The 17,144-nt window shown below is 63.6% G+C and carries 15 protein-coding genes and 2 tRNA genes; 11 read left to right on the top strand and 6 right to left on the bottom strand.

The genetic code is table 11. From position 1 onward, the window contains the following. Positions 1 to 132: 132 nt before the first annotated feature. From BCV67_RS02310 to BCV67_RS02260, 11 genes are all read left to right on the top strand, one after another. Positions 133 to 684: a hypothetical protein gene (locus BCV67_RS02310; RefSeq protein ID WP_062166303.1), complete on the top strand. Its 552-nt coding sequence runs from the start codon at positions 133 to 135 to the stop codon at positions 682 to 684. A 302-nt stretch (positions 685 to 986) separates the two neighbouring features. Continuing rightward, positions 987 to 1,997 (top strand): N-acetylornithine carbamoyltransferase, encoded by a 1,011-nt coding sequence (locus BCV67_RS02305; protein WP_062166302.1) that lies wholly within the window; start codon positions 987 to 989, stop codon positions 1,995 to 1,997. A 148-nt stretch (positions 1,998 to 2,145) separates the two neighbouring features. Then, positions 2,146 to 3,336, top strand: a complete 1,191-nt coding sequence (locus BCV67_RS02300; RefSeq protein WP_062166301.1) for an argininosuccinate synthase — start codon at positions 2,146 to 2,148, stop codon at positions 3,334 to 3,336. Positions 3,337 to 3,529: 193 nt separating this feature from the next. Then, on the top strand, positions 3,530 to 4,627 hold the full coding sequence (locus BCV67_RS02295) for an acetylornithine deacetylase (protein WP_062166300.1): 1,098 nt from the start codon (positions 3,530 to 3,532) through the stop codon (positions 4,625 to 4,627). Between the two features lie 73 nt (positions 4,628 to 4,700). After that, positions 4,701 to 6,029, top strand: a complete 1,329-nt coding sequence (locus BCV67_RS02290; RefSeq protein ID WP_062166299.1) for an acetylglutamate kinase — start codon at positions 4,701 to 4,703, stop codon at positions 6,027 to 6,029. Next, positions 6,026 to 6,640, top strand: coding sequence for a GNAT family N-acetyltransferase (locus tag BCV67_RS02285; RefSeq protein WP_231732437.1), 615 nt, complete (start codon positions 6,026 to 6,028; stop codon positions 6,638 to 6,640). The genes BCV67_RS02290 and BCV67_RS02285 overlap by 4 nt, the downstream gene beginning before the upstream one ends. Further along, entirely contained in the window at positions 6,637 to 7,590 is a 954-nt protein-coding gene (gene argC, locus BCV67_RS02280; protein WP_062166298.1) for an N-acetyl-gamma-glutamyl-phosphate reductase, read from the top strand. The genes BCV67_RS02285 and argC overlap by 4 nt, the downstream gene beginning before the upstream one ends. 59 nt (positions 7,591 to 7,649) lie before the next feature. Beyond that, a complete protein-coding gene (locus BCV67_RS02275) occupies positions 7,650 to 8,948 on the top strand; it encodes an argininosuccinate lyase (RefSeq protein WP_062166297.1) in 1,299 nt (432 codons plus the stop codon). 610 nt (positions 8,949 to 9,558) lie between these two features. Next, positions 9,559 to 9,816, top strand: a complete 258-nt coding sequence (locus tag BCV67_RS02270) for a YciI family protein (RefSeq protein ID WP_062166296.1) — start codon at positions 9,559 to 9,561, stop codon at positions 9,814 to 9,816. 4 nt (positions 9,817 to 9,820) lie between these two features. Continuing rightward, entirely contained in the window at positions 9,821 to 10,969 is a 1,149-nt protein-coding gene (gene proB / locus BCV67_RS02265) for a glutamate 5-kinase (protein WP_062166295.1), read from the top strand. A gap of 30 nt (positions 10,970 to 10,999) precedes the next feature. Beyond that, on the top strand, positions 11,000 to 12,265 hold the full coding sequence (locus tag BCV67_RS02260; protein WP_062166294.1) for a glutamate-5-semialdehyde dehydrogenase: 1,266 nt from the start codon (positions 11,000 to 11,002) through the stop codon (positions 12,263 to 12,265). A 177-nt stretch (positions 12,266 to 12,442) separates the two neighbouring features. Here the strand turns inward: BCV67_RS02260 and BCV67_RS02255 are convergent, their stop codons facing one another. The 6 genes from BCV67_RS02255 to BCV67_RS02230 all read right to left on the bottom strand — a co-directional run bounded on the left by BCV67_RS02255 (position 12,443) and on the right by BCV67_RS02230 (position 17,007). Further along, the gene (locus BCV67_RS02255; RefSeq protein ID WP_062166293.1) at positions 12,443 to 13,660 is read right to left on the bottom strand and encodes a CynX/NimT family MFS transporter; all 1,218 of its coding nucleotides are present in this window, start codon (positions 13,658 to 13,660) and stop codon (positions 12,443 to 12,445) included. A gap of 80 nt (positions 13,661 to 13,740) precedes the next feature. Then, positions 13,741 to 13,817 (bottom strand) — tRNA-Pro (locus BCV67_RS02250). A gap of 159 nt (positions 13,818 to 13,976) precedes the next feature. Further along, positions 13,977 to 14,053 (bottom strand) — tRNA-Pro (locus tag BCV67_RS02245). A gap of 60 nt (positions 14,054 to 14,113) precedes the next feature. After that, a complete protein-coding gene (gene cydX / locus BCV67_RS02240; RefSeq protein ID WP_057626132.1) occupies positions 14,114 to 14,224 on the bottom strand; it encodes a cytochrome bd-I oxidase subunit CydX in 111 nt (36 codons plus the stop codon). Positions 14,225 to 14,253: 29 nt separating this feature from the next. Continuing rightward, entirely contained in the window at positions 14,254 to 15,405 is a 1,152-nt protein-coding gene (cydB, locus tag BCV67_RS02235) for a cytochrome d ubiquinol oxidase subunit II (protein ID WP_062166292.1), read from the bottom strand. Positions 15,406 to 15,420: 15 nt separating this feature from the next. Then, positions 15,421 to 17,007: a cytochrome ubiquinol oxidase subunit I gene (locus tag BCV67_RS02230; RefSeq protein ID WP_062166291.1), complete on the bottom strand. Its 1,587-nt coding sequence runs from the start codon at positions 17,005 to 17,007 to the stop codon at positions 15,421 to 15,423. Positions 17,008 to 17,144: the final 137 nt, after the last annotated feature.

The raw sequence follows: 17,144 nt of genomic DNA, 5'->3' as shown, positions 1-17,144 counted from the left end.
AGCGGCCCGGGCCGGGCGGAGCATCCCCGGGCTGGGCAATACGCGTGCGGATGGGTAATGTTCAGGCCCTAGGCAGCTGTGCTGCCTACACTAGTACCCACTGCCCGCGACCAGCCCTAGCCCAATCTTTTGATGAAACCTGCTCCATTGCTGTCGATGATCTGCCTGTTGGCTGGCGCCGCCGTGCCCGCGCTTGCGCAGGAACCCGAGCAGCGCAATCGCGTGGTGATCATGGAAAACGTGCGCTACGACTATGCGCAGGTGCTCAATGTCGAGCCGGTGTTCCAGACCCTGCGCGCCAGCCGTACCGAGGAGCACTGCGAGCCGGTGTCCACCCGTACGCTGGCGCCGGTGCAGGTCAAGGGTGAGGAAGACAAGGGCGGGTTCCGCCGCTTCTGGGACTCGGTGCGCGGCATGTTCAGCCATCAGGAAGGCCAGGAAGAAGAAACCACGCTTGCGCCGCAGGGCGGCAACGGCGCAGCGGCGATGCTGACCCCGGAATGCAAGATCGTGGAGGTAGGGCGTGAGTTCCGCCGGCCCATAGCCTACGACGTGGACTACGTCTACAAGGGCATCAAGTTCCGCTCGCGACTGCCCGAAGACCCCGGTAACCGGCTCAAGCTGCGGGTGTCGATCACCCCGGATATTGGCCAGACAGCCCCCGCCTCGACCAGCGGTCCGTGATGTTGCACCGCGACACTTGCGCAGGCCTTACCTGCGTGCGAGTATGGCCGACGATGAAAGCCACCAGCTTCCAGCACGAAAGCAGCACCGCCCGGATGGCCTCCGGCATGACGTCGCGTGCCCGCCGACCGGAATCCCACATATTCGCTGGGTGACCGGAGCTTCGTGCTGTCTGTTCGGAAAACCCAGCCCAGGCTGGGTTTTTTCGTTTCTGGTTCGGTAAAAGTTTCAAACGCAATGAGCCGCGCATTAGCGCATCCGCCCACCGGCGACGGTGGTTTTCCGCAATAAAGGAAGGATCGATGTCTCTGAAGCACTTTTTGAACACCCAGGACTGGAGCCGCGCCGAACTCGACGCGCTGCTCACCCAGGCGGCGTTGTTCAAGCAGAACAAGCTGGGTGATGACCTGAAGGGCAAGTCGATCGCCCTGGTGTTCTTCAACCCGTCCATGCGTACCCGCACCAGCTTCGAGCTGGGCGCGTTTCAGCTGGGCGGGCATGCCGTGGTGCTGCAGCCGGGCAAGGATGCGTGGCCGATCGAGTTCAACCTCGGCACCGTGATGGACGGTGATACCGAAGAGCACATTGCCGAAGTGGCCAAGGTGCTGGGCCGTTATGTCGACCTGATCGGCGTGCGTGCGTTCCCGAAGTTCGTGGACTGGAGCAAGGACCGCGAGGACCAGGTCCTCAAGAGCTTTGCCAAGTATTCGCCGGTGCCGGTGATCAACATGGAGACCATCACCCATCCGTGCCAGGAGCTGGCGCATATCCTGGCGCTGCAGGAACACTTCGGCACCAACGACCTGCGCGGCAAGAAGTACGTGCTGACCTGGACCTACCACCCCAAGCCGCTGAACACCGCGGTGGCCAACTCGGCGCTGACCATCGCCACCCGCATGGGCATGGACGTGACCCTGCTGTGCCCGACCCCGGATTACATCCTGGACGAGCGCTACATGGGCTGGGCCGAGCAGAACGTGGCCGAGAGCGGTGGTTCGCTGCAGGTCAGCCATGACATCCAGACCGCCTATGCCGGCGCCGATGTGGTCTACGCCAAGAGCTGGGGCGCGCTGCCGTTCTTCGGCAACTGGGAGCCGGAAAAGCCGATCCGTGACCAGTACAAGCACTTCATCGTCGATGAGGCCAAGATGGCGCTGACCAACAATGGCGTTTTCAGCCACTGCCTGCCGCTGCGCCGCAATGTGAAGGCCACCGACGGCGTGATGGATTCGCCGCAATGCATTGCAATCAACGAGGCCGAGAATCGCCTGCATGTGCAGAAGGCGATCATGGCCGCAGTGATCGGCAAGTAATGCTTGAAGCCCCTCTCCCGACGGGAAAGGGGTTGGGGTGAGGGCAGGGCTCCTCACTCCCGATGCATCCTCCTATTCGCCAACCCCCTCCCCAACCCCTCCACCGGTGGGGGAGGGGCTCAAGAACCAAAGCAGAGATTCCTTCCCCATGAGCAAAGACATCGTCCTCGCCTTCTCCGGCGGCCTCGACACCAGCTTCTGCGTGCCTTACCTGCAGGAGCGCGGCTACAACGTGCACACCGTGTTCGCCGACACCGGTGGCGTGGATGCCGAAGAGCGTGATTTCATCGAGAAGCGTGCCGCCGAGCTGGGTGTCACCAGCCACGTCACCGTCGATGGTGGCCCGGCCATTTGGTCCGGCTTCGTCAAGCCGTTCGTGTGGGCCGGTGAGGGCTACCAGGGCCAGTACCCGCTGCTGGTGTCCGACCGTTACCTGATCGTCGACGCTGCGCTCAAGCGCGCCGCCGAGCTGGGCACCAACATCATCGCCCACGGCTGCACCGGCATGGGCAACGACCAGGTGCGTTTCGACCTGGCAGTGAAGGCCCAGGGCGACTACCAGATCGTCGCGCCGATCCGCGAAATCCAGAAAGAACACACCCAGACCCGCGCCTACGAGCAGAAGTACCTGGAAGCGCGCGGCTTCGGCGTGCGTGCCAAGCAGCAGGCCTACACCATCAACGAGAACCTGCTGGGCCTGACCATGTCCGGTGGTGAGATCGACAAGTGGGAAGCCCCGGGCGAAGGTGCCCGCGGCTGGTGCGCACCGCGCAATGCGTGGCCGCTGGAACCGCTGACCGTCACCTTGAAGTTCGTCGAGGGCGAAGCCGTCGCGCTGGACGGCAAGGCACTGCCGGGTGAGCAGATCCTGGCCAAGCTCAACAAGTTGTTCGCCCAGTATGGCGTTGGCCGTGGCGTTTACACCGGCGACACCGTGATCGGCCTGAAGGGCCGCATCGTATTCGAAGCCCCTGGCCTGGTCTCGCTGCTGGCCGCGCACCGTGCGCTGGAAGATGCCGTGCTGACCAAGCAGCAGAACCGTTTCAAGCCGGAAGTGGCGCGCAAGTGGGTGGAGCTGGTGTACGAAGGCTTCTACCACGACCCGCTCAAGGCCGACATCGAAGCCTTCCTGCAGTCCTCGCAGGCCAAGGTCACCGGTGAAGTGGTGCTGGAAACCCGTGGTGGCCGCGTTGACGCGGTGGCCGTGCGTTCGGAGCACATCCTCAACGCCAAGGGTGCAACCTATGCGCAGTCGGCCGACTGGGGCGTGGAAGAAGCCGAAGGCTTCATCAAGCTGTTCGGCATGAGCTCCACGCTGTACGCGCAGGTGAACCGCTAAGCGCGCAAAGCCCGCCGCTTGAAGCCCCTCTCCCGAGAGGGGTTGGGGTGAGGGGAGCTCTTGCTTCTGTCTTTTTTACTCTGAAAGCAAAACCGGCAAAGCAAAAGCTCCCCCATCCGCCCTTCGGGCACTTTCCCCCGCATGCGGGAGAAGGAAGCCTTTCGATCATTGCTGTGATTACCTGCTGCCCACCATGACCAAGCTGCTCCAATCCACCCTCGATCACCTGGAAAAGCTGGTGTCCTACGACACCCGCAATCCGCCGCGTGCCATCACCACCGGCGGCATCTTTGATTACCTGCGCGACAACTTGCCGGGCTTCAATGTCGAAGTGATCGACCACGGCGCCGGTGCGGTCAGCTTTTACGCGGTGCGCGGCAACCCCAGATATCTGTTCAACGTGCATCTGGACACCGTACCGGATTCCCCGCACTGGTCGGCCGATCCGCACGTGATGCGGCGCCTGGACGACCGCGTTGTCGGCCTCGGCGTCTGCGACATCAAGGGCGCTGCCGCCGCGCTGGTGGCCGCCGCCAATCTGACCGATGGCGATGCTGCATTCCTGTTCTCCAGTGACGAAGAAGCCAACGACCCGCGCTGCATCGCCGCCTTCCTGGCGCGCGGCATCGCGTATGAAGCGGTGATCGTCGCCGAGCCGACCATGAGCGAAGCGGTGCTCGCGCACCGTGGCATCAGCTCGGTGCTGATGAAGTTCCAGGGCCGCGCCGGCCATGCTTCCGGCAAGCAGGATCCTTCGGCCAGTGCGCTGCACCAGGCCATGCGTTGGGGCGGCAAGGCGCTGGACCACGTCGAGTCGCTGGCGCATGCGCGCTTTGGCGGCCTGACCGGTCTGCGTTTCAACATCGGCCGCGTCGAAGGTGGCATCAAAGCCAATATGATCGCGCCCGAAGCCGAGCTGCGGTTTGGTTTCCGGCCGCTGCCGTCGATGGATATCGATGCGCTGCTTGGCACCTTCGCCAGCTTCGCCGAGCCGCAGGCGGCGCATTTTGAAGAAACCTTCCGCGGCCCCAGCCTGCCGTCCGGTGATATCGCCCGTGCCGAAGAACGCCGTCTGGCCGCGCGCGACATCGCCGACGAACTGGGCCTGCCGATTGGCAACGCAGTGGATTTCTGGACCGAGGCGTCGTTGTTCTCGGCCGGTGGTTACACAACCATGGTGTACGGCCCCGGCGATATCGCCCAGGCCCACACCGCCGATGAGTTCGTGACGCTGGAGCAGTTGCAGCGTTACGCCGAATCGGTGCTGCAGATCCTGCAACGCGGCGCCTGAGCCGCGCGTGGCCCGGCGGTTCGTCGCCGGCTTCTTTTCCGTGACCCCAAGGGTCGCTACGTAGATACAAGCAATGTCCCCAGCCATGCAGCCGCACCGCCAGACCCGCCAGACCATCGTCCGCCTGCTTTCGAGCATGGCCAGTGCGAAGGAAATCAGCCAGTACCTCAAGCGCTTCTCGCAGCTTGATGCCAAGCGCTTTGCCGTGGTCAAGGTCGGTGGCGCGGTGTTGCGCGACGATCTGGAAGCGCTGACCTCGTCGCTGTCGTTCCTGCAGGAAGTTGGCCTGACCCCGATCGTGCTGCACGGCGCCGGTCCGCAGCTCGATGCCGAGCTGTCCGCTGCCGGCATCGAGAAGCAGACCATCGACGGCCTGCGCGTGACCTCGCCCGAAGCCTTGGCGATCGTGCGCAAGGTGTTCCAGCAGTCCAACCTGAAACTGGTTGAAGCCCTGCAGCAGAATGGTGCACGTGCGACCTCCATCACCGGCGGCGTGTTCGAAGCCGAGTACCTGGATCTGGATACCTATGGTCTGGTCGGTGAGGTGAAGAAGGTCAATCTGGCACCGATCGAAGCCAGCCTGCGTGCCGGCTCGATCCCGGTGATCACCAGCCTGGGCGAAACCCCGAGCGGGCAGATTCTCAACGTCAATGCCGATTTCGCCGCCAATGAACTGGTGCAGGAACTGCAGCCGTACAAGATCATCTTCCTGACCGGCACCGGCGGCCTGCTGGACGAAGAGGGCAAGCTGATCGACTCGATCAACCTGTCCACCGAATACGACCAGTTGATGCAGCAGCCGTGGATCCATGGCGGCATGCGGGTCAAGATCGAGCAGATCAAGGACCTGCTGGATCGTCTGCCGGAAGAATCCTCGGTGTCGATCACGCGCCCGGCCGACCTGGCCAAGGAGCTGTTCACACACAAGGGATCGGGCACGCTGGTGCGCCGTGGCGAGAAGGTGTTGAAGGCCACGTCCTGGGACCAGCTCGATACCGCACGCCTGAAAACACTGATCGAGTCGAGCTTCGGTCGCACCCTGGTGCCGGATTACTTCGAGAAGACCAAGTTGCTGCGTGCCTATGTCAGTGAGAACTATCGCACTGCCGTGGTGCTCACCGATGAGGCGGAAGGCGTGTACCTGGACAAGTTCGCCGTGCTCGATGACGCGCAGGGCGAAGGCCTGGGCCGCGCGGTGTGGAACGTGATGCTGGAGGAAACCCCGCAGCTGTTCTGGCGTTCGCGCAACGGCAACCCGGTCAACCATTTCTATTATTCCGAGTCGGACGGCTGCTACAAGCTCGACCACTGGAAGGTGTTCTGGTTCGGTGCCAACGACTTCGACAGCATCAAGGGCTACGTCGCACATTGCGGCGAGCGCAAGCCGAGTCTGCAGGGGTGAGCACCGACCTGGCCAGCGCCGGACACTGGGGGCAGGTGCCGATCCTGAAGGGCCGCCACGTCACCCTGGAGCCCTTGCAACTTGCCCATGTGCCGGCACTGCAGCGCGCCTTGGGCGACGGTGAGCTGTCGCGTTGCTGGTACACCAACGTGCCTACGCCCGAGCACGCCGGCCACTACGCGGTGGCCGCGCTGGAGGCGCAGGCGCAGGGCCGCGTGTTGGCTTTCGTGGTCAGGGACGCCAATGGCGAGGTGGTTGGAAGTACCCGTTATTACGCGCTTGAAGCCGACGTGCCTCGCCTGAACATCGGCTACACCTGGTACAGCCCGCGCGTGCAGCGCAGCGGCCTGAACACCGAGGCCAAGCGCCTGTTGCTGCACCATGCCTTTGAAACCCTTGGCTGCATCAGCGTCGGTTTCGAGACCAGCTGGTTCAATCACGCTTCGCGCACTGCCATTGCCCGCCTTGGCGCGAAGCAGGACGGCGTACTGCGCAGCCACAAGCGTCACGCCGACGGGTCGCGCCGCGACACCGTGGTGTTCTCCATCATCGACACGGAATGGCCGGCGGTGAAAGCCCACCTGCAATTCCTTCTGGATTCGCATAAATGACTGACAAAAAATTCTCGGTAGGCATTGTTGGCGCGCGCGGTTACACCGGCGCCGAGCTGATCCGGTTGTTGGCCGCGCACCCGGGTATCGAGCTTGCGTTCGTGTCCTCACGCGAGTTGGACGGGCAGCGCGTGGCCGACCATAACGACGCCTATAGCGGCGAGCTGCGTTACGAAAGCCTGGGTCCGGAGGCGGTTGCCGCCAAGGGTGTGGACGCGGTGGTGCTGGCCCTGCCCAACGGCAAGGGCGAACCCTTTGTTGCGGCCCTGGATGCAGGCAAGCCGGACACCGTGATCGTCGATCTGTCGGCCGATTACCGTTTCGACAACAGCTGGTATTACGGCCTGCCGGAGCTGACCCGCGCACGTTATGCAGGGCAGAAGCGAATCAGCAACCCGGGCTGCTATGCCACCGCGATGCAGCTGGCGATCGCGCCGCTGCTGAGCCAGTTGGCCGGCCCGCCGGTGTGCTTCGGCGTCTCCGGTTGGTCCGGCGCCGGCACCACGCCATCGGACAAGAACAACCAGGAGCTGCTGCGCGACAACCTGATGCCGTACGCGCTGACCAATCATGTGCACGAGCGCGAGGTGTCCACCCAGCTCGGCGTGCCGGTGGAATTCATGCCACATGTGGCGCCGCATTTCCGCGGTATCACCATGACCGTCAACCTGTGGCTGCAGCAGCCGCGCAGCCGCGAAGAGATCATGGCCACCTACCAGCAGCGCTATGCCAATGAGCCCCTGATCGAAGTGGTTGACGAGGCACCGTGGGTCAGCCGCATTGCCGGCACCCATGGCGTACAGATCGGCGGCTTCACCATGGCTCCGGGCAACAAGCGCGTGGTGGTGGTGGCGACGCTGGACAATCTGCTCAAGGGAGCCGCCACGCAGGCCCTGCAGAACCTCAACCGCGCCTTGGGGCTGGACGAGCTGACCGCCATCCCGCATTGATTCATCGCCCGGGCGCAGGCGGATGACGCCGCGCCCACCGTTACAGTCGAGAGAGCCTCATGACCAACCTGCTTTGGCAGAAACCCGGCGTCGCGGTCGACGCGAAGATCCAGACCTTCCTGGCTGGTGACGACGTTATCCTGGACCGCGAGTTCTTCCTGCACGATATCCAGGCCAGCGCCGCGCATGCCGAAGGCCTGCAGCACATCGGCATTCTCAGCACCGATGAACTGGCCGCGCTGAAGCGCGAGCTGGCCGTACTTGCCGATGATTTCCGCAGCGGTGCTTTCGTGCTGGACGAGCAGTACGAGGATTGCCATTCGGCGATCGAAGCACGCCTGACCGAACGCCTGGGCGATGCCGGCCGCAAGATCCACACCGGCCGCAGCCGCAACGACCAGATCCTGGTGGCCACCCGCCTGTGGCTGAAGGACAAGCTGGAGCGCGTTGCGCAGATCAGCACCGAAGTGGCCAAGGTGGCACTGGACCGTGCGGCCGCTGAAAAGCTGCAGCCGTTGCCGGGCTATACGCATATCCAGCGCGCCGTGGTGTCGTCGGCGGGCATGTGGTGGGCCGGCTGGGCCGAGGCCTTCATCGACAACGCCATCCGTGCGCGCGATACGCGTGCGCTGATCGATACCAATCCGCTGGGCACCGCGGCCGGTTACGGCGTCAATCTGCCGTTGGATCGCGAGCACACCACCGCAGCGTTGGGTTTCGCTCGCATGCAGATCAGCCCGATCTACGCGCAGCTGTCGCGCGGCAAGTTCGAGCTGGCCGCCTTGGAGGCGCTGGGCGGCGCCACCCTGGACCTGCGCCGTATCGCCTGGGATCTGTCCTTGTTCACGACCGGCGAGTTTGCCTTCGTGGCGCTGCCGGCGCAGTACACCACCGGCAGTTCGATCATGCCAAACAAGCGCAACCCGGACGTGATCGAGTTGATGCGCGCCACCCATGCCAGCATCGCTGCGGCGCGTACCGAGATCGAGCAGCTGCTGTCGCTGCCTTCGGGCTACCAGCGCGATCTGCAGAATTCCAAGGGGGCAATCGTGCACGGTTTTGGCCGTGGGCTGGCCGCGTTGGAGCTGCTGCCGGCGCTGTTGTCGAACCTGGATTGGCGCGACGACAACATCCGCGCTGCGATTGATTCGGGTATGTATGCAACCGACGTGGCGGTGGAAGCCGCAGTCGCCGGTGTGCCTTTCCGTGATGCATACAAGGCCGCAGCGGCTGCGTCGGATACGGCAGGGCAGGGGCGTACGCCTGAGGGCAGCCTGGCGGCACGCGTGTCGCCAGGTGCGGCAGCGGATCTTCGCCTGGAAGAGCTGGCAGCACGCTGGAGCGCGCTGCAGGGCTGATGGATTGAACATGGGCGCTGCAAGGCGCCCGTTTTTTGCACTTCCTTCTCCCACCGGGAGAAGGTGCCCCGCAGGGGCGGATGAGGGTGAGGCTCTCGCTATTTTCCGCATTTCCTTCTCCCACCGGGAGAAGGTGCCCCGCAGGGGCGGATGAGGGTAAGGCTCTCGCTATTTTCCGCACTTCCTTCTCCCACCGGGAGAAGGTGCCCCATAGGGGCGGATGAGGGTGGGGCTCTCGCTATGGCTTAAGGCTGCCCTAGCTGAACGGCCTGGACGGGTTGGGTTGGGGGGCTTCCAGCAAGCAACGTTAAAAGCTCCCCTCATCCGCCCTTCGGGCACCTTCTCCCGCAAGCGGGAGAAGGGATAGTCAAAGTCAAAGCCGAAGCCGAAGGCCAAAGCCAAGCTCAAAGCCAAGCCCAAAGCCCAAAGCCCAAAGCCCAAAGCCAAAAGCTCAAAGCCAAAAGCCCAAAGCCCAAAGCCAAAAGCCAAAAGCCAAAGCCAAAAGCCAAAGCCAAAGCCAAAGCCAAAGCCCCACCAAGCAAGTTCCAAGCGAAAGCAAATGCGCCATCTTCGCTCCCACGTGGTGTCATATGCGGCAAAGGAGAATGCAATGAAGCTCTACCTGGTAATGGCCATGCGCAAGCCATCCTTCGATGACGCGGTGATTGGCCCACACATAGCGTTTCTCGACGCGCTCAGCGCCGATGACCGCCTGCACCTCACCGGCGGCTTCAGTGGCGGCAGTGGCGGCGCCTACGTGTTGAAGAACATCGATACGCTGGAACAGGCCAAGGCCATCGTCGCTACCGATCCGCTGGCCATCCACGGCAGTTCCGAGCTGACCGTCCATGAGTGGAATACCCGCTGATCCCATGAACCAGTCCTCGCTTTCGCCGTTCACCGAACAAGCGCTGCCGCAGTGGCGCCGTGCCGTACTCAAGGTCGGCAGCAGCTTGCTGGCGGCTGATGGCGGTGGCCTGACCCCACGCTTCGCATTGGGGCTGGCGCAGTTCGTCTCGGCCAATGTGCTGGCAGGGCGGGAAGTGGTGATCGTTTCATCCGGCGCGGTCGCCGCCGGGCGCGCCATCGTGCCGAAGGCCGCTGAAGCCGGTGCGGCGATGGCCGCGCGACAGGCCTTGGCCGCGCTCGGCCAAGCGCAGCTGATCGCGTTGTGGCAGCGCTTCTTCGAGCGTCCGGTCGCGCAGGTGCTGTTGACCCATGACGACCTGCGCAACCGCCGCCGCTATCTCAATGCGCGCGCCACGCTCAACGAGCTGCTGGCCCTGGGCGCGTTGCCGGTCATCAATGAAAACGACACCGTGTCGGTGGACGAACTCAAGCTCGGCGACAACGACAATCTTGCCGCCATCGTCGCCGCCTTGGTGGATGCCGATGCATTGTTCATCGCCACCGATATCGACGGTCTCTACACCGCCGACCCGCGCAGCCATCCGGATGCACAGCCGATCAACGAAGTCACCGCGCTGACGCCGGAAATCATGGCCATGGCCGGCGGCACTGGCAGTGCGGTCGGCACCGGTGGCATGCATACCAAACTGCAGGCGGCAGCCAAGGCCGGTGTCGCCGGCATTGATACCTTCCTGTTCAATGGTCGCAACAGCGACGTGGTGCGTAGCCTGGCGCAGGGGCGCCTGCACGGCACGCGCTTGCATGCCGGGCAGTCGCGCATTGCTGCGCGCAAATACTGGTTGAAGCACGCGCCGCTGGAACCCGGCGCGATCCTGATCGACGCCGGCGCGGCGCGGGCGCTGCGCGACAAGGGCGCCTCGCTGCTGCCCGGTGGCGTGGTAGGGGCGGAAGGCGAGTTCCGGCGCGGCGACATGGTGGAAGTGCGGCTGTTCGATGCACAGGGCCATCAGCAGATCGCCCGCGGCGTCAGCCAGTACTCCGCCGTCGACATCCGCCGCATCAGTCAGCACCACACCCGCGAAATCGAATCCATCCTCGGCTACAACTACGGCGACAATGTGGTCCATCGCGATGACCTGGTGTTGTTGTAAGCCACTTCTTGATCAATAACAGGGCAGGACATGAGTGATATCCGCCAACTGGCATTGCAATGCCGCGACGCCGCGCAACAGCTGGCTCAGCTGTCCACCGAGGCGCGCAGTGCGCTGCTGCGGGCGATGGCCGATGCGCTGGAGACGGATGCCGACGGCATCCTTGCGGCCAATGCACAGGACCTGCAGGCGGCGCGTGACAAGGGCGTGGGCAGCGCGATGCTTGATCGCCTGGCCTTGAACCCGGAGCGACTGCACGGCGTCGCCGAGGCGTTGCGCGAGGTTGCGGCCCTGCCTGATCCGGTAGGCGAGGTCACCCGCGACTACGCGCGTCCCAATGGCATCCGCGTGCAGAAGGTGCGGGTGCCGCTGGGCGTGATCGCGATGATCTACGAAGCGCGGCCCAATGTGACCGCAGATGCCGCTGCGCTGTGCATCAAGGCCGGCAACGGCGTGATCCTGCGCGGTGGCTCGGAAGCCATCCATTCCAATACGGCAATCGCCGCCAGCCTCAAGCGCGCCCTGCGCGAGGCCGGCCTGCCAGACGCTGCGCTGACCCTGGTGGAAGATCTGCGCCGCGAGACCATGCTGGAATTGCTGCAGCTCAACGACATCATCGATCTGGCGATTCCACGCGGCGGTGAGGGGCTGATCCGCTTTGTCGCCGAGCACGCACGCGTGCCGGTGATCAAGCATTACAAGGGCGTCTGCCATCTCTACGTCGATGACAGCGCCGATCTGCAATTGGCGGTGGACCTGCTCATTGACGGCAAGACGACGCGACCGGCTGCCTGCAACTCCCTGGAAACGCTGCTGGTGCATGCGGATATCGCACCGCAGTTCCTGCCATTGGCTGCGGCGGCACTGCGCGAGCGTGGTGTCGAACTGCGCGGCGATGCGGCCAGCCAGGCCTTGCTGTCGGGCATCAACGCCGCGACTGAAGATGATTACGCTGCGGAGTACCTGGATCTGATCCTGGCGATCCGCATCGTGCCGGACATGGCTGCGGCCATCGCCCATATCCAGACCTATACCTCCGATCACACCGAAGTCATCGCCACCGGCACTCCGGCGCATGGCGAGGCGTTCGTGCGCGCACTGCGTTCGGCGGTGGTGATGGTCAACGCCTCGTCGCGCTTCTCCGATGGCGGCGAGCTGGGGCTGGGTGCGGAGATTGGCATCTCCACCACGCGCCTGCATTCCTATGGGCCGATGGGCCTGGAGGCATTGACGGTCGAACGTTTCGTGGTGCGCGGCGAGGGCCAGGTGCGGCACCCAGCAAAAACCCCGCAGTAGCCAGCTGTTGTAGCCCGGTTAAGCGCAGCGCACCCGGGGTTCCAATGATCAAAGAGGTCATGCCGGTGGTCCCGGACGCGTTGCGCCTGCCCGGGCTATGTGGCTGCGTTGGACGCACAGCTAGATTCCGCAGATAAAAAAAGCCGCCGATGCGAATCGGCGGCTTTTCATCATCAGTCATTTCCAGTGATCTTCAAGCTGCTGCGGCTTGCAGGCGAACCAGGCGCCTGTCAGCAGTACACCCGAGCAGCAGGCGAGGAAGGCAAACGACCAGGTCCAGCCATTGCTCACGCCGTGCAGCCAGCCAAACAGCAGCGGGCCGAGGCTGGCCAGGCTGTAGCCAACGCCCTGCATGAAGCCGGACAGGGCCGCCGAACCGGCCTGGCTGCGGGTACGCAGATTGATCAGGGTCAGGCCAAGCGGGAAGGTGGATGGGCCCAGGCCGGCGATCACCGCCCATAGCAGTGGCGCACTCATCGGCGCCCACAGCAGGCCGGCGAAGGCGATCAGGTTCAGTACGAACACCATCACCGCAATCGGGAATGGATTGCGCATGCGCACCGCCAGCGCAGGTACCAGCAGTGAGGGCAACAGGCCGATGGCCGAGTACACCGCCACCATCACGCCGCCGAAGGATTCGCTGGCGCCGGCTTCCACCATCACCTTGGGCAGCCAGGTGAACAGCGAATAGGTGCCGAGCGAGGTCATGCCGAACATCAGCGCCATGCCCCAACCCAGCTGCGTCTTCCACACACGGCCGGCGGCATGCTCTGCGGAGGCAGTGGCAGTACTTGTGTCAACGCGCGGAGCGCTGCGTGCCAGCAGTATCCACGGCAGCAGGGCCGCCACCGACAGCAGCGACCACATGCCCAGCGAGACCCGCCAGTCGAACTGATCGGCGACGGGCACAGCAAGCAGTGCGGGCACCATCGTGCCGGCCTGCAGTACCGAGATATAGACCGTGCTCAGCGTGCCAACATGGTCGGCGAAGTAGCGCTTCACCAGCGGCGGCACGACCACGTTGCCCATGCCCATGCCGGCCAGCGCGATGGCAGAACCCAGCAGCAACATGCCGACATTGCCGGAGAACGCGCGCAGCAGCAGGCCGATGGTGGCCAGCACCATGGTCAGCACGGCGGTACGTTCCAGGCCGATGGCTCGGGTTATGCGGGGCGTGGCCAGGCCGAACACGGCGAAGGCGGCAGTCGGCATCATGCCGAGCACGCCGGTCATGGTGCTGCCGAAATCAAAGACGTGGCCGAGCCGGTCCAGCAGGGGCGTCAGCGAGGTAACCGCGCTGCGCAGGTTGGCCGAGACCAGCACGATGGCGACAAATGCCAGCAGGCGGCCCTTGAACAGGGGGTGCCGGATGAGGGAGGGGGCGGGCGTGGACATGGCTTACTCCGACGCGGTGGGTGGCGTCGCTTGAAACCCACCAAAAACAAAAGCCGACCAGAGGCCGGCTTTTGTCAAATTGGTCGGGGAGACAGGATTCGAACCTGCGACCTCTACGTCCCGAACGTAGCGCTCTACCAGACTGAGCTACACCCCGAAGGAGCCGCCTATGATAGCGGTGAACCTCGTGCCCTGCAAGTTATTTTGTTCAGCCAACGCTGCCTGCAGGGCGTGATGCGTTGACTTCCGACACCTGCGTGTCGGCGAATAAAAAGCCTGGACAACGTTGCCGTTGTTCCAGGCTAGTTTCGACCCTTGGTCGGGGAGACAGGATTCGAACCTGCGACCTCTACGTCCCGAACGTAGCGCTCTACCAGACTGAGCTACACCCCGCGAAGGGAGCCGGAAAGATACGCTCAGTCCGGCGTTTTGGCAATACCTTCACAGTGTTTTTCAGCGGTTTGCATCGATCTTGTTTGCTTCGCGCGCTTCAAACCACATGCCGTTGAGGATGGCGACCGTTGCAGCGAGGCCCGCACCCAGAATCCAGGCGAAATACCACATGAGTTGTCTCCTTTGATTGTCGTTGCGGATCAGTAGGCGTTCGGGTTTTCACCCATCTCTTCCAGCGTGGTCTTGCCCTTCATGACGCGGTACACCCAGGTGGTGTAAGCGATGATGATCGGCAGGAAGATCACGGTGGCCAGCAGCATCACCCACAGCGTCAGGTGGCTGGACGAGCCATCCCATACCGTCAGGCTGGAGCCCGGGCTGGTGGAGGAGGGCAGCAGGAACGGGAAGATCGCAAAGCCGACGGTGAGGATGATGCCGGCAATGGAAGCGCCCGAGGCAAGGAAAGCCAGGCCGCCACGGCGCTTGCGCAGCAGTACCGCACTGGCCAGCGCACCGAGCAGGCCCACCACCGGCGCCAGGATCGTGGCCGGCATCGTGCTGTAGTTGTGCAACCAGCCGCCCGCTTCCGAGAACTCGGCGGTCTTCAGCAGCGGATTGCTGGCACCGTCAGTCACGATCTGCGAGGTGATCTGGTAACCCGGCAGGCCGAAGGCAACCCAGGCACCGGCCAGGGCGAACAGCACGAACGAGGCAATGGCGGCGATGCTGCCGATTTTTGCCGAACGCTCGGCGACCGGGCCATTGGTCTTGAGTACCAGCATTGCCGCACCGTGCGAGACCAGCATTGCCACGCTGACCAGGCCGGCGAGCAGGGCAAACGGGGTCAGCAGGCCCAACAGGTTGCCGGTATAGAACACGCGCTGGGTGTCGTCGAAGTGATACGGCACGCCCAGCAACACGTTGCCGACTGCAACGCCCATGATCAGCGCCGGTATGAAGCCGCCGACAAACAGCGCCTTGTCCCAGTTGTTGCGCCAGCGCTGGGAAGGCAACTTGCTGCGGTACTTGAAGCCGACCGGGCGCAGGATCAGTGCGAACAGGATCAGGAACATCGCCAGATAGAACCCGGAGAAACTCACCGCATACAGCGGCGGCCAGGCGGCGAAGATCGCACCGCCACCGAGCACCAGCCACACCTGGTTGCCTTCCCAGACCGGGCCGATGGTGTTGATCACCAGCCGGCGTTCTTCATCGGTTTTGGCCACGAACGGCAGCAGGGTGCCAACGCCAAGGTCGAAGCCGTCCATTACCGCGAAGCCGATCAGCAGGATGCCCAGCAGCAGCCACCAGATCACGCGTAGCGTTGTGTAGTCCAGAAGAATGAATTCCATGAGTGTTCTCCTGCCTTATGCCTGGCCGTTGCCGGGGGCATTGGCGTGGTGGGTTGCGACGGCCGGGTGCTGCAGCGAGGGCAGGATTTCGTCCGGGCCCTTGCGGATGGCCTTGAGCATCAGCTTGATTTCGATCACCAGCAGCACCGTGTACAGCGCGGTGAAGCCGACCAGCGTTGCCAGGATTTCGTAGACGGCCAGCCCGGAAGCGGCATAGAAGGTCGGCAGCACACCATCAACGGCCCACGGCTGGCGGCCGTACTCGGCGATGAACCAACCGCATTCAATGGCGATCCACGGTGCCGGCAGTGACCACAGGGCCACCCGCAGGAAGGTGCGCTTGTGCTCGAAGTTGTTGCGGCACGAATAATAGAAGGCCAGCGCGAAGAAGCCGATCATGTAGATGCCGAGGCCGACCATGATGCGGAAGGTCCAGAACAGCGGGCCAACCGTGGGCACCGTGTCCAGCGCGGCCTGGGCAACCTGCTCAGGCGTGGCGTTCTCGATGTCGTCGCGGTAACGCTTCAGCAACAGGCCGTGGCCCAGATCCTGCCAATGACGGTCAAATATCTCGCGGGCTTCCACGTCGCTCTTGTCGGCGCGGATGCGCTCCAGTGCGGCGTAGGCGATCTGGCCACCCTTGACGCGGCCTTCGGCTTGCTTGACCAGGTCCAGGATGCCGGGGATCTCTTCATCCAGCGAACGCGTGGCGATCAGGCCCATCACGTACGGAATCTGCACCTCGAAGTCGTTGCGCTGTTCCTGCTGGTTCGGGATGCCGAAGGCAGTGAACGGTGCCGGTGCCGGGTGCGTGTGCCACATGCCCTCGATGGCGGCCAGCTTCATCTTCTGGTTTTCCGCCGTGGCATAGCCGGATTCATCGCCCAGCACGGCCACCGAGATCGATGCCAGCAGGCCGAAGGCCGACGCCACCGCGAACGAGCGGCGGGCAATTTCACGGTGCTTGCCGCGCAGCATGAAGAAGGCCGAGATGGACATCACGAACATCGCGCCAGCCACATAACCGGCCGAAACGGTGTGCACGAACTTGGCCTGGGCCACCGGGTTCAGCAGCACGGCGGCGAAATCCACCACTTCCATGCGCATCGTTTCCGGGTTGAACACCGCACCCACCGGGTACTGCATCCAGCCGTTGGCGATCAGGATCCACAGCGCCGACAGGTTGGTGCCCAGCGCCATCAGCCAGGTCACGGTCAGATGCTGCACCTTGGACAGGCGGCCCCAGCCGAAGAAGAACAGGCCAATGAAGGTGGCTTCCAGGAAGAACGCCATCAGGCCCTCGATGGCCAGCGGCGCACCGAAGATGTCACCCACATAGTGGCTGTAATAGGACCAGTTCATGCCGAACTGGAATTCCATCACGATGCCGGTACCCACGCCCATGGCGAAGTTGATGCCGAACAGCACGCCCCAGAACAGGGTCATCCGGCGCCAGACATCCTTGCCGGTCATCACATAGACGCTCTCCATGATCGCGATCATGAAAGAGAGCCCCAGCGTGAGCGGGACGAATATGAAGTGGTACATCGCGGTCAGCGCGAACTGTAGACGTGACAGTTCTACGACTGTTGAGTCGATCATGGCCTGGTTACCTCGTCGGAATTGGGCGTCATGGTGTGGCGGGGAGGGGTTCTATGGCAGCGATACTCCCTGTTCATCCCTGCCAATGCCTTGATCTGGATCAATGTGGGCTGGCTGTCGAACACCGATGGTGCGGG

The organism is Stenotrophomonas nitritireducens (genome assembly GCF_001700965.1).
GTDB lineage: Bacteria > Pseudomonadota > Gammaproteobacteria > Xanthomonadales > Xanthomonadaceae > Stenotrophomonas > Stenotrophomonas nitritireducens_A.
This window is presented reverse-complemented; position numbering and strand designations above follow the sequence as displayed.